Source organism: Ignavibacteria bacterium, assembly GCA_041649015.1.
Lineage (GTDB): Bacteria > Bacteroidota > Ignavibacteria > Tepidaquicellales > Tepidaquicellaceae > CAIKZJ01.
Genome location: JBAZNU010000005.1, coordinates 48,870 through 63,006, shown reverse-complemented (window position 1 = coordinate 63,006; position 14,137 = coordinate 48,870). Strand labels below are relative to the sequence as shown.

At 36.8% G+C, this 14,137-nt stretch carries 11 protein-coding genes and 2 tRNA genes; 6 read left to right on the top strand and 7 right to left on the bottom strand.

Annotated elements, in window-relative coordinates:
* Positions 1-89 precede the first annotated feature (89 nt).
* Positions 90-1,589: a T9SS type A sorting domain-containing protein gene (locus tag WC644_09535; GenBank protein MFA5012175.1), complete on the top strand. Its 1,500-nt coding sequence runs from the start codon at positions 90-92 to the stop codon at positions 1,587-1,589.
* Between the two features lie 278 nt (positions 1,590-1,867).
* Here the strand turns inward: WC644_09535 and WC644_09530 are convergent, their stop codons facing one another.
* The 3 genes from WC644_09530 to WC644_09520 all read right to left on the bottom strand — a co-directional run bounded on the left by WC644_09530 (position 1,868) and on the right by WC644_09520 (position 6,848).
* The gene (locus WC644_09530) at positions 1,868-2,407 is read right to left on the bottom strand and encodes a hypothetical protein (protein MFA5012174.1); all 540 of its coding nucleotides are present in this window, start codon (positions 2,405-2,407) and stop codon (positions 1,868-1,870) included.
* A gap of 147 nt (positions 2,408-2,554) precedes the next feature.
* Positions 2,555-3,706, bottom strand: coding sequence for a pyridoxal phosphate-dependent aminotransferase (locus WC644_09525; protein MFA5012173.1), 1,152 nt, complete (start codon positions 3,704-3,706; stop codon positions 2,555-2,557).
* Between the two features lie 388 nt (positions 3,707-4,094).
* A complete protein-coding gene (locus tag WC644_09520; protein MFA5012172.1) occupies positions 4,095-6,848 on the bottom strand; it encodes a choice-of-anchor J domain-containing protein in 2,754 nt (917 codons plus the stop codon).
* Positions 6,849-7,040: 192 nt separating this feature from the next.
* Here WC644_09520 and WC644_09515 point away from each other — a divergent pair.
* The 5 genes from WC644_09515 (at position 7,041) to WC644_09495 (ending at position 11,331) form a co-directional block, all read left to right on the top strand.
* A tRNA-Gly gene (locus WC644_09515) sits at positions 7,041-7,113 on the top strand.
* An 18-nt stretch (positions 7,114-7,131) separates the two neighbouring features.
* A tRNA-Cys gene (locus WC644_09510) sits at positions 7,132-7,205 on the top strand.
* 194 nt (positions 7,206-7,399) lie between these two features.
* Positions 7,400-8,428: a DUF6263 family protein gene (locus WC644_09505; GenBank protein MFA5012171.1), complete on the top strand. Its 1,029-nt coding sequence runs from the start codon at positions 7,400-7,402 to the stop codon at positions 8,426-8,428.
* Positions 8,429-8,433: 5 nt separating this feature from the next.
* Positions 8,434-9,084 (top strand): uracil phosphoribosyltransferase, encoded by a 651-nt coding sequence (gene upp / locus WC644_09500; GenBank protein MFA5012170.1) that lies wholly within the window; start codon positions 8,434-8,436, stop codon positions 9,082-9,084.
* Between the two features lie 18 nt (positions 9,085-9,102).
* A complete protein-coding gene (locus WC644_09495) occupies positions 9,103-11,331 on the top strand; it encodes a bifunctional (p)ppGpp synthetase/guanosine-3',5'-bis(diphosphate) 3'-pyrophosphohydrolase (protein ID MFA5012169.1) in 2,229 nt (742 codons plus the stop codon).
* 14 nt (positions 11,332-11,345) lie between these two features.
* Here the strand turns inward: WC644_09495 and WC644_09490 are convergent, their stop codons facing one another.
* Genes WC644_09490 through WC644_09475 form a run of 4 tightly spaced genes read right to left on the bottom strand, consistent with a single transcriptional unit; the run spans position 11,346 to position 14,126 of the window.
* Positions 11,346-11,804, bottom strand: coding sequence for a hypothetical protein (locus WC644_09490; protein ID MFA5012168.1), 459 nt, complete (start codon positions 11,802-11,804; stop codon positions 11,346-11,348).
* A gap of 1 nt (position 11,805) precedes the next feature.
* The gene (gene acpS / locus WC644_09485) at positions 11,806-12,171 is read right to left on the bottom strand and encodes a holo-ACP synthase (protein ID MFA5012167.1); all 366 of its coding nucleotides are present in this window, start codon (positions 12,169-12,171) and stop codon (positions 11,806-11,808) included.
* Positions 12,164-12,853: a TIGR02253 family HAD-type hydrolase gene (locus WC644_09480; protein ID MFA5012166.1), complete on the bottom strand. Its 690-nt coding sequence runs from the start codon at positions 12,851-12,853 to the stop codon at positions 12,164-12,166. Before WC644_09480 ends, acpS begins: the two co-directional genes overlap by 8 nt.
* Positions 12,831-14,126 carry a folylpolyglutamate synthase/dihydrofolate synthase family protein gene (locus WC644_09475; protein MFA5012165.1) on the bottom strand — a complete coding sequence of 432 codons (1,296 nt, stop codon included), beginning with the start codon at positions 14,124-14,126 and terminating at the stop codon, positions 12,831-12,833. The genes WC644_09480 and WC644_09475 overlap by 23 nt, the downstream gene beginning before the upstream one ends.
* Positions 14,127-14,137: the final 11 nt, after the last annotated feature.

Below are 14,137 nucleotides of genomic sequence, written 5' to 3'. Positions count from 1 at the left end.
TTTTGAACAATTATTTATTGAATTTTATTATAATTTAATTTATGTAAATATTTGTTATATTAATACTATGTTAAACTAATTTTATTATTATGAAACTTAAAACTCTCTCATTAGTTGCTTTGCTGTTAATTTCAGCAATTGGTTTTACAGCTCCAATCGAAGATTTTAATACTGTTTATACAAGAGCAGAATTAAACCCTGCTGTACAAAAACAGGCAGAACAATTAGCGTCCACTCTCGGTCATCCTTTAAGAATTTATACTGAAGATTTTAAATTCATTGAAGCTAAGGGTGTGGAGAACGGACAGGTTGTTTATACTGTTATCGTTGACAGGTACAATATCTACAATGGAGCTTATACTGCTTTCCACAGTGATATCGTTTCATCCTTCGACCTTTCAAAGTCAAGAATTGATTACGGTAATGGAAATGTAGTCGACAATACTGGTGGTTTATTTAATCCTGTGGTTTCATCTCAAAGTCGAAGTTCCTTTTGGCTTTTGATTCCTGAATGGACTAATGACAAGGTTTATGCTTTTGATTCTCAAACGGGTGATTTGATAGACCCTGATTTTATACCGAGTACACCTGGGACATTAAATAGTCCAAGACATGCATTTGAATCACCTTGGGGTACAATCATGGTTGCTGACCAGATAAGCGATGCTGTCCAGGAATTTGATACAAGCGGCGTCTTCATCAGAACGTACGCTCCAACTGGAGGCCCAAATCCGTCTATTATAGATAACATCAGAGGCGTTTTCTTTAGACCGGATAATAAACTCCTCGTTACAGTCGGCTCAGGTGCAAACCAGAATACTATTCAGCTTTTTGATACTGGTGGTGTTCCTATGGGAGCTTTTATTCCGGTAGGAACTCTGAACAGCCCGTTTTATATCATACAGAGAAATTCTGAATATCTGATTGGTAATTCTTCCGGGACGAATGATGTTCAGAAATACGATTTAAGTGGTACATTCTTATCTACATTTATTTCGTCTTCTTCTCTCGCTTTTCCACAGCAAATGATTAAACTTCAAGGCGGTATTATTGCAATATGTGGCTTTAGTTCTCCATCAGGTCTCGTATTCTTCGATTCCGTAGGAACGTATTTAAACACTTTCAATGCCATAACCGGAAATCGTGGTGTTTATAAACTCGGTAACGGTAACTATCTTGCTACAAACGGAACCGGTGTTCATGAAATTGATGATACTACAGGGGCTTTAATTAGAACAATCGCATCAGCTTCAAATTTCCAGTTTATCGATCTTTATAATCCGTCAGGACTAACAGGTATTGGAAATGAATTTAACTCAGCTCCAGGTGAATACAAGCTGTATGATAATTATCCGAATCCCTTTAATCCTGTCACAAATATTCGTTTCTCTATTCCTAAAAACGGATTTGTTTCTCTCAAAATATACGACGCACTCGGAAGAGAAATTTCATCTCTCGTTAATGAATTCAGACAGGCAGGTGAATACACTATCAATTTCAATGCATCAAAACTCGTTAGCGGTGTTTATTTTTATACACTAAAATCTGAATCTTTCCACGCTACTAAGAAAATGATGCTCGTAAAATAATTTAACATCAGATTTTATACCTCCTTCCCAAGCTCTTGCTTGGGAAGGTTTAATTACCATATCGCTCTCACTAATTTTTAAATGTGACACTAAATAAAAAGAGGCTGCCCCAAAAGGTCAGCCTCTTTCATATTAAACTTGAATTTTTCACCTCTTTCTTAAGCTCTTGCTTGGAAGAGTATTCTCTATATCTCTTTCACTAATTTTTCGAAGTATCACTAAACGAAAAAACCCGTCTTACGACGGGTTTTAATTTCTCGAAATCCGAAAAACACAAATTAATTATTACCGCTTTCTTCTTTCTTTGGTTCCTTCTTAACCGGTGATTCAGAAGTCTTCTCTTCGCGGTTATACTCTCTGCCTTGATTTTCTGAATCTTTTTTCTCGGGTTCATACTTTTTAGGAGGAGTGTATGTGTTTCCGTTGTTGTCACTCGGCGTGTATGTCCTTGGAGTAGTCGTTGTAGTTCTTGTCGTCTTTCTCTTTGAACTCTTCTTCTTGCCCTTTGACTTTGTGTTCTTCTTCTTTGTAGATTTTTTCTTCGAAGTTGATTTCTTCTTCGAAGTTGATTTCTTCTTCGAAGTTGATTTCTTCTTTGAAGTTGATTTCTTCTTTGAAGTTGATTTCTTCTTTGTTGTAGATTTTTTCTTTCCCGAAGATTTCTTCTTCTTTGTACTCTTCTTTGTTTTCTTCTTCTGTTGATTAGAAGTCTGTTCAGTCGTTGAATTTGAGACATTGCTCAAATTTGTTGTACCAAACACACCACTAAACGTGAATGAAAACAAAACTGCGAGTACCGCTAACCGTAGTTTTGTCAATTTAACTCCTTCTTTTAATTACTTTTTAAAAATACTTTGAATATTCCAATATTTCAACATATATACGAATTATTTTCTTTCAAAATCCACGTTTTTTGAACACTTTTTTCATTGTTTTGCTCCCTGTTCACTTATATTGTTCACCTTTTAACCGCATATCCTGTCTAACCCTTCCTCCATTTCTTCTGGTTTTGTCAGCAAACTTAAAACCGCATAGCCCTCCGTAAAGAAATCATAATAATATCCTGGATGTATTAATACATTTTTCGTGTCCAGCAGCTTAAACACATACTCATCCTCCGGAATCAACAGATTCTCATAATTTAGTATTCCTGACCACCCTCCCTCACAATTTAACACCCTAATATCAGGATTTAAAAGATACTTTGTCTTTAATAAATCATAGTTTCGACTTATTCTTTGTTTTATTTCTTCTTGTATCTTTTCCCTCGTTTTAAATAGTATCTTTGCAGCATACTGTATCGGTGTAGCAACCGAAAGATATGTATCCGCTATTACTTCAAGCCTCTTTATTGCTTCTTGCTTTTTCCCTTCCTCACCCTGTATCAATATCCATCCGAATTTCATCTGAGGTAAACCCAGCATCTTTGAAAAACCGTTAAGTATGAAAGCCATACTACTTTCAGTTCCTGCCGCTGATTTCAACGCTGTTTCAGCCGCACTTATTTCGTAATCCGAAAAAACTTCATCCACAATCAGCGAAAGATTGTACTTTTCAGATAACATATTGAATCTTTTATAATCATCTTTCTTTAAATATGATCCGGTGGGATTGTTTGGATTTATAATTAATATTGCTTTTGTTTTCGAAGTTATCTTCTTCTCAAGCACTTTAAAATCCGGTGTCCACCCGTCCCTGTAATCATATACCAATGGATAATAAACAACCCTGCCCATGTCAAGTTTCGCAAGAAACTCAAAGAGCGGATAACATGGCTGAGGTATTAGTACCTCCTCATCAGAATCAAGCAGCAGCTTGAATAAATATGAATAAGCCTCACTCGTGCTCGGAACAATAAATATGTCTTCAGGATGTACATATTTCCCGATTTCAGTATAATATACAGCTATTTCTTCTCTTGCTGAAAGCAATCCTTGCGGGTCAGGTTCATATACAAGCGACCTTTCATCTATAAAATGCTTTACAATCTGCTTTGTATCATAACTAAAACCCAACTTCGTCGGATTCGTTGACGTCAAATCAATAATCCTCTCATTGTATTTCCTCTTTGCATAATAAAGAAGTGTCAGCTCATTCGGTTCTACATTAATATTCAATCTTTTTGAGAACATATATCTAAAGTAAATAAAAATATCGAATAAGAAAATTGAAATAATTCTATCTTACTATGTCATTATTCTCGAAATATGTTAATAAGCTTATCTGTCAAAATGAAATAATTTTGAAATTTTTACCGGAATATCTATACATTTTTAAATTCGAAAACTCTTTTATAGTACATTATTTACATGAAAGTGCGCATAAAGTGCGCATAAAGTGCGCATAAAGTGCGCATAAAGTGCGCATATTTTGTTCTTACATCCTTCTTAATAAAGTGAAAAACTGTGGATGTAACTTTTTGCCAATAAAAAAGGTGCCGGTTTTCACCGGCACCTTTTTATTATAATTTCCAGCCCTTACAAACTGGATTGAAAAATTTGATTCTTATTTTACGAGAACCATCTTCTTTGTCGCTATTAAGTTATTATCAACAAGCAGTGAATAGAAATAAACACCGGAAGACATCATAGAGCCGTTAAACAGCTGTGTCTGATATCCTGCGTTCATATTCTGATTGTTGATGAGTCTCATAACTTCGCGGCCTGCTACGTCATAAATCTTTAACGTAACTATTCCGGCCTTCGGTAATGAGAACTTGATTGTAGTTGTCGGATTGAACGGATTTGGATAGTTCTGCTCAAGCGAATACTTTAATGGCAATTCAGCACCCTGGTTGCCTGCAATTCCGGTAAGGATATTGTTGTTCTTTAAAATGTATCCATTTGAACCAACTATAAATGCCTTTGTATCCGAAGTTACGTATACATCATTCATAGTCGCACCGTTTGTATTCGATAGTGTCCATGTTGCTCCGCCATCCGTTGTTGCAAATGCGGTTCCTGATGATCCGGCAATATAACCCGCACTCGGGCTTATCATATAAATACTGTAGTTCGTATAACTTCTTGTCGGAATTGATAGTGTATCCCAGAATGTACCGTTTGTTGTTTTGTAAACTTTGCCGCTGCTTCCAACTGCATAGCCTAAAGTCGGTGTAAACATCTGTACATCATAAAGGTAACCACCAAATGTATCCGCTAATGTATCAAGGGTCCACGTATCACCGCCGTCTGTGGTATGATATGGTCTCGGTGTGTAGTTAACAAGCGTACCGTGTGTTGCACTGACCATGTCTGCACCATAAACGCCTCTGCTAGAGCCTGATAGAACTAAATATTGCCTAGTCCAGTTTGCACCGGCATTAGTCGTCTTCCAAATTGTTGCAGAGTCTGATACTGTATTTGTAAAGGTAGAGAATAACCAGCCAGTATTGGCATTTACGAAATCTACCTTACGGAAAGTAACAGAACTTGTTGAACCATCAACTACCACTGAATCCCAGTTCAATCCACCGTTTGTTGTCTTATAAACGCCACCTCGCGTACCGCAAATCCAGCCAGTATTATTGTCAATCATCTGAATACAGTTAAAAGCGGCTGTAGATGTAGCTGAATAAGGAACAACTTCCCATGTTGTACCACCGTTTGTTGACCTTACTATCTGATCGAAAGATGAACCTGCTACTGTCGGTGCACCAACTGCAATTACCGTACCCGTTGAACTTGCCGCCCAAACGTCATTGTGCGCTCCGGGTTTCATTAAATATGTATATACTGTGTTTGTCGTAGATTTTTTGTTAAACAAACCAAATGCTCCACCGGTAATAAAGTCTTCATTATTTCCTGGAATCATATCGGTGGAATAATATGTGCTTGTCCATGGTTGTGAAGAAACAGGACCTAGAAAATCAATTGCTGTCCATGTTGCACCAACGTCAGTTGTTTTATATACACTAAAACTGTTACCTGTTAAATATATGTTTGATGACATTACTGGCGGAAGCTGTGCTCCTATTGATACGTCATCAAGATAACCGCCATTGCCATCGTCGTTAATATGACGGAAAGCAACATAAATATTTTGACCTGCATAAGCATTTAATGGATATGAGAATCTCTTCCATGTGTAAGGAGCAACTGTAGTATCTGCTGTATTTAATCCTGCAATCAGATTTGTAAAACTCGCCGGCATTGAATCAGTCGTAGATACTCTAATGTACAAAGAATCTGGAGGATATTGTGCCGAAAATGCATTTTTCCACCAAAATACTAATGAGTCACCGGCAACGATACCATTTACTTTTTTGGTAATTAACCAGTCGTCACCTCCCGTTGATTGATAGGAAATATATGCACTTGCAGCACCCGAATGAAACTGGCTTGTAGAACGTGACCAAACACTCGTACCGAGTACGTTAACTGAACTCCAGCCTGTTGGCGGGAATGTAACGTCGTCAAAACTTTCATCTAATTTGTTCGTTGAAACTGCTGTTGATTTTATATCAATATCGTAAAACGTTGAAGCTGCTAATCCTGAGTTTGCAGGGGTTGTCCAGGTTAATCCTGCATCTGTTGTTACTCTGAATGCTGTGGATGATCCGGAAACATAGCCTGTGTTTGCATCTGCAAATAATATCCTGTACAATGTCGCTGATGTACCTGTTGAAATTGCTGTCCAGTTAGCACCTCCATTTGTTGTTCTCCTGACGTTACCTGATGATGAAGCAACGATGATATTCAATGAGTCAAATGCGTGAATATCATATGATGAACCTCCTGCTGTAGTCACACCCGTCCAGCTCATTCCGCCGTCTATTGTGCGGAAAACATAAGGAGCACTCGTTGCACAGGCATATCCTAATGTGCTGCTGACAAATGAAGCAAAATAGAATGTACCCGAAACGTAAGGAGTCATGCTTGTTGTATCCCAGTTTGTACCGCCGTTTGTCGTTCTCCAGATACCATTTGTACCCGAAGTTGAATTGGCTGACCCAAACGCTAACCCGGTTGTTTGATCAAAAAAATGAGCGTGATAAATGTTTGTATGCTGACCCGAAGTAGCGTATAAACCGTGTGCTGCGTGCGTCCATGTCCAGCTCGTGCCTGCATTCGTAGTCTTCATAAAAGTACCTGCATAGCCAACTGCATACCAGTTGTTTGCGTCCCAGTATTTTACCCAGCGTAATGTGTTACCCTGTGGTGAGGGGTGTTGCCAAGTCCATGGACCCGTTTGTGCAAAACCCTCAAAGCTAATACTGACAAAAATTGCCAGCATTAAGAAAGCGAATAGTTTTCTCATTGCATTTATTATTTAGTTAATAAAAAATGTTATTTTAAAATCCAATGTATGGCAAATCAATTTTAAGACATTTTTACCTTAAAAGCAATAGAATTAGTAGTATTCTTGCCCGCTATACTGATTTCCACTCATCTAATATTATTCATTTAAGACTTGAAAAAAGTTATTTTAAAGTATAATTTTGTATTCTATGCGGGAATAGCTCAGTTGGTAGAGCGCAACCTTGCCAAGGTTGATGTCGCGGGTTCGAGTCCCGTTTCCCGCTCTTTGCTTTTATTTTAATGGTGTCGTACCCAAGTGGCTTAAGGGAGCAGTCTGCAAAACTGTTATGCATCGGTTCGAATCCGATCGACACCTCATATTATAATTGGTTTCATCAGTAAACTGTTATGTTCGCCTCGGTGAATTCGAATCCGATCAACCTTCTTATACATTCAGACTTATTACTCGATAAGTCTAAAAATCCGACTACTGTAATCCATATTACTTTGAAAATGCTTTTTATTAGTAGTATATTATTCATAATATTAATAATTAAGGAGACCTAAATTTTGAGAAAATTAAGTATTTTATTTTTAAGTTTGTTCTTTATTTCTTCCATTTTAACTCTAACATCATGCGATAAAAAAGAGAATGGTCAGAGACCTGATGTAAAATCAAATGTAAGCGAATACGTAAAAACTGACGACGTCGGTCAAAAAGTAACCTTGAAGTATTTCCCTAAACAAGGCGATAAATTTAATTATAAGATGACCGCTAAAACGTTTTCTACAGAAAAAAGTCCGGGTACGGGAGATGAGGAAGTTGCCAGCGAACAATCGATGACTTATTATTACTCTCAGGAGGTCGCAGAAGTCAGCGCTTCAGGTTATATTACTTTTAAAATGAAATATGACAGTATTATCATAACCGAAAAAATAACTGCAAAGGATTCTTCTATTTCACAGACATTTAACTCAAACATTAAAGATTCTGTTTCAGCAAAAATAGATTTTATTCAATATAACGCTCTGGCTGGTCAGGAGTTTAAATTCAGAGTCTCACCAAAAGGTGAAATATCTGAAGTTATTGAACTTGAACAGATTCACGAAAAGATTTTCAAAGCTCTCGGAGATACTCTAAAACCTGATGAAAAAGCAAAGATAAAAGAATCAATGGGTTCGGAAGCTCTGAAATCTATAATTCAAAACCAGTACCAGAAATTCCCTGATAAGGATGTATATAAAGATTCTTCTTGGACATTCGATACGGAGACAAATCTTTCAGTATTTCCAATCAAGAATATTCTGGGATATAAACTTAATAACGTAAACACTGAAAATAATGTAATTATTGATATTATTGCATCACTTGGAATCGAATTCCTGAGTAAAGAAGAAAAACAACAAGGTATGACTATTAAACTGACGAATGATGAAGCAGGCGGTTCAGGTACAGTAAGCATAGACCTTACCAGAGGATGCGTCGTTAGAAAAGAGACAAGCACAAACATAAATATGGGCTTAAAGCTTTCTGCCCAAGGTCAGTCGGCTAACTCGAAACAAACTTTGAAAACACATTTACTTGTCGAATTAAATTGAGTAAAATGATGAAAAATATTGCTGTTATTGAACACCCTCTTGTTTCTCATTATCTGACAATCTTAAGAGAAAAAAATACTCAGAGCTTTGAGTTTAAACAAACAGTCGATATTCTGTCTTATATTCTTGCTTCAGTTTTCTATGCTGAGTTAAAAACTGAAAAGGTAAATATCACTACTCCTTTGAAAGCAACTGTAGGTTATAAGATTAAACAGAACCTTGTACTGCTGCCGATTCTTAGAGCCGGATTGGGATTAACGAGAGGTTTCGTTGATTTATTTCCATCGATAAAAATCAGCCATATCGGTCTTTACCGCGATGAGGAATCGCTAAAGCCGATAAAATATTATTTCAAGTTTCCTAAACTGAAAGATAAGAAAGAAACAAAGGTTATAGTTCTTGACCCGATGATTGCAACAGGCGGAAGTGTTATATTTACGCTTGAATATCTTCTGAACATGGGATTTAAAGATATCAGCGTCGTTTCCCTGCTTATGGCTCCTGAAGCAATAAAAGCAATCGATAACCGATTCGGAAATACTGAAAGAAAATGTTTTAATATTTATACTTGCAGTATCGATGAGAAATTAAACGAAAAAGGATTTATTGTCCCCGGACTCGGCGACGCAGGCGATAGAATGTTCGGCACTGTTTAAAAAATTTATTTCTGAAGGATGTTTAGCAATTATAATAAAAAGAAACTCGATGAGTTACTAGTAAATGCTAAAACAAGTCTTTCATCAAGGAAAGTCAATGAGAAATTAATCTCTAACGCATTCAGGTTCGCTCTCGATGCCCATAAAAACGACAAGAGACAGTCGGGAGAACCTTATATTACACATCCATACGAAGTAGCGCTGATCCTTGCAAAAGAAATTCCTATTGATGATATAACTATTGCCGCTGCATTGCTGCATGATGTTATTGAAGATACAGAATTTACCATAAAGGATATTGAAGCAGAATTTGGTAAAGAAGTTGCCGATATTGTTGACGGTGCAACTCAGATAGAAGGACTCGTGGAGAACTACGAACTCAAACAAATTGAGTCTTACAAAAAGATGCTTCTGTCTATGACGCTTGACCTTCGTGTAATGCTAATTAAATTCGCGGATAGACTCCATAACCTAAGAACACTTGAATTCCTTTCAAACAAACGCCAGTACAGGATGGCTCAGGAAACTCTCGATATTTACGCTCCCCTCGCTCACAGGTTTGGACTTTCAAAGCTCAAATCGGAACTTGAAGATATGTCTTTTAAATACCTGAACAGAAAAGAATACGATAAGATTGCAAACCGCATCAAAGACAAGAAACGTGAACGTGAAAGATTCCTAAAAAAGTTTATTGAACCTATAAAGGAAAGCCTGATAAAGGAAAACTATAAGTTTGAGATTTATGCGAGAGCTAAGCATATATACAGTATTTACCAAAAACTCAAGAAACTGGAAAAGGGATTCGACGATATTTATGACCTGCTTGCAGTAAGAGTAATTCTCGATTCGAACAACAAATATGACTGCTTTTCTGTTTACGGTATTGTTTCTCAGCTTTATGCACCGATTCCGGAAAGGTTTAAAAACTTTATTTCTGTTCCAAAGCAAAACGGATACATGTCGCTTCATACCACCGTAATGAGTAGCGAAGGGAGAAGAGTTGAAGTCCAGATTCGTACAAAGGAAATGCATGAAGTTGCCGAAAAAGGTATTGCCGCTCACTGGAAGTATAAGGAAAATCTGAATATTAATGACAAGAAGATTGAAGAATGGATGAGGAACATACGCGAAACTTTCGAGAACGCTGCAAAAGAAGACATCTCAACAGGACAGCTTATTGAGAATTTCAAGCTTGAACTCTACCAGAACGAAATATATTGTTTCACACCAAAAGGCGAGTTGAAAATTCTTCCTTCTGGTGCCACACCCGTTGACTTTGCTTTCGCAATTCACACTCAGGTCGGCATGAAATGCATCGGAGCTAAAGTTAACGGAAAAATAGTGCCTCTCGATACACAGCTCAAAAGCGGAAACCAGATCGAAATTATCACTTCAAAAAATCAGAAACCAAAACTTGACTGGGAAAAGTTTGTTGTGACCCATAAAGCCCGTTCCGATATAAAAAAGTATTTTAATTCGGAGAAGCGACAACTAATTTCTGACGGTAAAGAGATGTTTGAGAAAAAACTTAAGAAGAATAAACTTCATATCAATGATGATGCACTACTCGAAGTTTTACAGAAACTTCACTACAAAGACCTTCAGATTTTCTATCAAAATGTTGCCTCAGATAACAATAAAGCCGATGAAGTCATCGAATATATAGAAGATAAAAGCAAACTCCAGCAAATTGAAGCTGAATCAGTTGCTTTGAGCAGTGCAGCAGCAGAGGCAAAAGGTCTTGAAAGCATTGATAGGTTCAGAAAGCAGGCTCAGGATACGAGCAAGAATATTTCTCTCGGCTCTAAAGGAAGTAATTCTATACAGGGAATTAAATACGACTTTGCAAAATGCTGCAATCCCATACCCGGCGACGATGTAATAGGATTCGTTACTCAGACTGAGGGAATAAAGATACACAGAAAGAACTGCAATAATATTATTAATCTTTTCCTCCTCGAGCCCGAAAGAATCGTTGAAATAAACTGGGGCGAAACTAAAGGTACCGAGTTTGTCGGCGGCATTAAAATAATCGGCGAAGATAAACCGGGTATCCTGAACGAAATTACTGAAATGCTTGCCAAAAACTTCAAACTTAATATTAAAAGTATTAATATATTTACTAAGAGCTCAATGTTTGAGGGGACGATGATAATTGAAATTGAAAACCTTAAGCAGTTGAATTCAGTTATTGAGAAAATAAACAGTCATAAAGGTGTTTTTAGCGCTTCAAGGTTTTATAGCTAAGCACTTAATAAAACCTACTGTGGCTTCCTTCCCTTATCTTTAGAGCTTTTACTGCTCCCGTCATCATTTTTATCATTGGGAATTAAAGGTCTAAGCATTCTTTCAATATTTGTATCTATATCCGCTAACGAGTCTATCAGCGATCGCGCTTTATCATATTCGTCTTTTTTAAATCCTTCTATGTATTTATTTACTTCTTTCTCTTTCTTTTTCTCACTGCTTTCAATGGTAAGGAATATAAATCCTATCCCTGCTATTAGAACTAAAAACGATACTATGCTGACTACAACAACAATTTTCCCCGAAGATGTTTTCCTTCTTGCTGCTAATAAAGGATTGGAATAGTAAGGTGCAAAGTATTTAGTGTAAAAATCTCTGTCTTTTTCATAATACTGCTTTGCAAGTTCGTCAAAATATTTTCTGCTCGTTCTGTAAAACTGGTCTATCTGCTCTTTTGAAGGTCCTGTATTCATTTTACTCCTCCCAGATAACCACTGCACTGGCGTATTCGTCAGTGTGTGATATGCTTACATTAAATTTTTGATTTGAATATTCGTTCTGTGTAACATGGTTTATGTACGGTTTCCCTCTTGCATCGTTTAATATCTCAATATCTTTCCACTTAAAATCTTTTGAAATCCCGGTCCCGAGCGCCTTTGAATATGCTTCTTTTGAGGCGAACCTGCCCGCGAAATGCGGCTCGGGCTTTGCTTTAAAAGACTTGCAGTATTCAATTTCTTTTTCGGTTAAAATCTTTTCGTAAAACTTTTCCCCGAATTTCTCTATTACAGATTTAATCCTTTTTATATCAATAATATCTGTGCCGATTCCTTTAATCATTTATACAGTTCTCCTTTCTAACAATATTAATTAATTCATCAATAGAATTTATATCATAATCAGAACCTGGATGTAATGTATTAAATGTATCTCCGTATCTTGCAAAAACTGTTTTCATTCCCACTGACTTTGCACCAACAACATCCCTCTCTGCCCAGTCACCTATCATAAGACATTCATCAGCTTTAAGATTTAACCTGCTGAGTGCAAGGTTAAACGGTGCGGGAGAAGGCTTTCTCTCGCGTGATTCATCATATGTAATTATCACATCAAACAAATGATGAAAGTTCAGGTAAGATAATCTTAACCATGCTTCTGAAGACGGTGCGTCCGAAACTATCGCAAGCTTAATCCCCATCCTAATCAGTTCTATTAACGTAGGAAAGACTTTTGGATATGGCTTTAATGCAGCTTCACGGGCAGTTCTGTACGCTACTATTCCCGCAGATATTATTTTATAATCAATCTCTCCGTATTCTGTTTTCAACAGTTCATCAAACACTTGCTGATATTCAATACCTTCCCTTTTGTAAATTGCGTTTATCTTATCCTTTGCCTCAGACTGCGTCATCCTTAATCCGGAATCTACCATCGCATGAACAGCAGCATCAACAGCCCGCTCTTTCATGAGCATAAAATCCACAAGCGTGTTATCAAGGTCAAATATTATTGCTTTTATCATACTTTTTAAAATGTTTAAGAAAATCACTTACCATAAAAAATGAACCCGTTACAAGAATAATATCGTTTTTATCAGCCAATCGCTTCACATGTTCGAACGCATCCTTTACGTTAGCTTTGATTATGTATTTACTGTTTCCTGTCATATACTTCACAAAATTCTCAGGGTTGCAGGCTCTCTTATAATCCGGTTTAGTGAATATTATAAATCCTTTTAATTTTTCCAATTCATTTATGCACTTGCCGAGTTCCTTATCAGCCATCATACCGAACACTACAAAAAGTTTTCCGTATTTCAGGGCACTTGTAATTTCCTTAAGATTACTAAGACCTTCAGCATTATGCGATACATCAAGCACTATCTTCGGCTTCTTCGATACAATCTGGAACCTGTATCCGTAACCCGCGTTCCTGCTTATATTTTCAAGCCCTTTTTCTAATTCAATGCCTGAATAATCAATAACTTTTCTCTGCTTCAGGTTATTAAGAACTGCTAACACTGTCTTGAAGTTGTTTATCTGGTATTTCCCTCTCAAAGGCAGATTAAAATACTTCCCGAATTCTTTCAGGTAAACATCAAATCCTGATTTCGATTGTTGAAAGTAAAAATCAATTAAAGACGAATCTGCAAAAACTGATTTCTTATTTTCACAAATTTTCTTTATAATCGCTTTTGAATATTTTGAAACATTTCCAGTTACACATGGAACATATCTTTTTATTATGCCTGCTTTTTCATTAGTGATGCTTTTTATTGTATTGCCAAGATATTCGGAATGGTCTATTGAGATACTGGTTATTACGGATATTTCAGGTCTTATGATGTTCGTGGAATCGAGCCTTCCTCCCAATCCGCATTCAATCACTGCAAAATTAACTTCGCAGTCCGCAAAGTACTTGAACGCCATTGCAGTTGTCGCCTCAAAGAAGCTCGGTTTTATCTTATCTATTAAACTGAAGTGTTTCTCCGTAAATTGTATGACGAAAGATTTTGGTATAACTTTGCCGTTTACCCTTATCCTTTCCCTGAAATCTTTAACATGTGGAGAAGTGTATAGGCCGGTTTTATACTTACTCTCAGTTAACACGGATGATATAATAGATGCAACCGCACCCTTGCCGTTTGTCCCTGCTATATGAATTGACTTAAACTTTTCATGAGGATTACCGCAGGCTCTGGAAAGTTTACGTATGTTATTCAGGTCATATTTAATACCGACACGTTCAAGTGAAAATAAATAATCTATACATTCCGTATAACTACTAAATTTCATTCCGATATTTA

Bases quoted from the DNA above. Each gene is read 5' to 3' on its own strand.
- WC644_09535 (MFA5012175.1), top strand. From the start codon at position 90: ATGAAACTTAAAACTCTCTCATTAGTTGCTTTGCTGTTAATTTCAGCA.
- WC644_09520 (MFA5012172.1), bottom strand. From the start codon at position 6,848: ATGAGAAAACTATTCGCTTTCTTAATGCTGGCAATTTTTGTCAGTATT.
- upp (MFA5012170.1), top strand. From the start codon at position 8,434: ATGATGAAAAATATTGCTGTTATTGAACACCCTCTTGTTTCTCATTAT.
- WC644_09495 (MFA5012169.1), top strand. From the start codon at position 9,103: ATGTTTAGCAATTATAATAAAAAGAAACTCGATGAGTTACTAGTAAAT.
- WC644_09490 (MFA5012168.1), bottom strand. From the start codon at position 11,804: ATGAATACAGGACCTTCAAAAGAGCAGATAGACCAGTTTTACAGAACG.
- acpS (MFA5012167.1), bottom strand. From the start codon at position 12,171: ATGATTAAAGGAATCGGCACAGATATTATTGATATAAAAAGGATTAAA.
- WC644_09480 (MFA5012166.1), bottom strand. From the start codon at position 12,853: ATGATAAAAGCAATAATATTTGACCTTGATAACACGCTTGTGGATTTT.
- WC644_09475 (MFA5012165.1), bottom strand. From the start codon at position 14,126: ATGAAATTTAGTAGTTATACGGAATGTATAGATTATTTATTTTCACTT.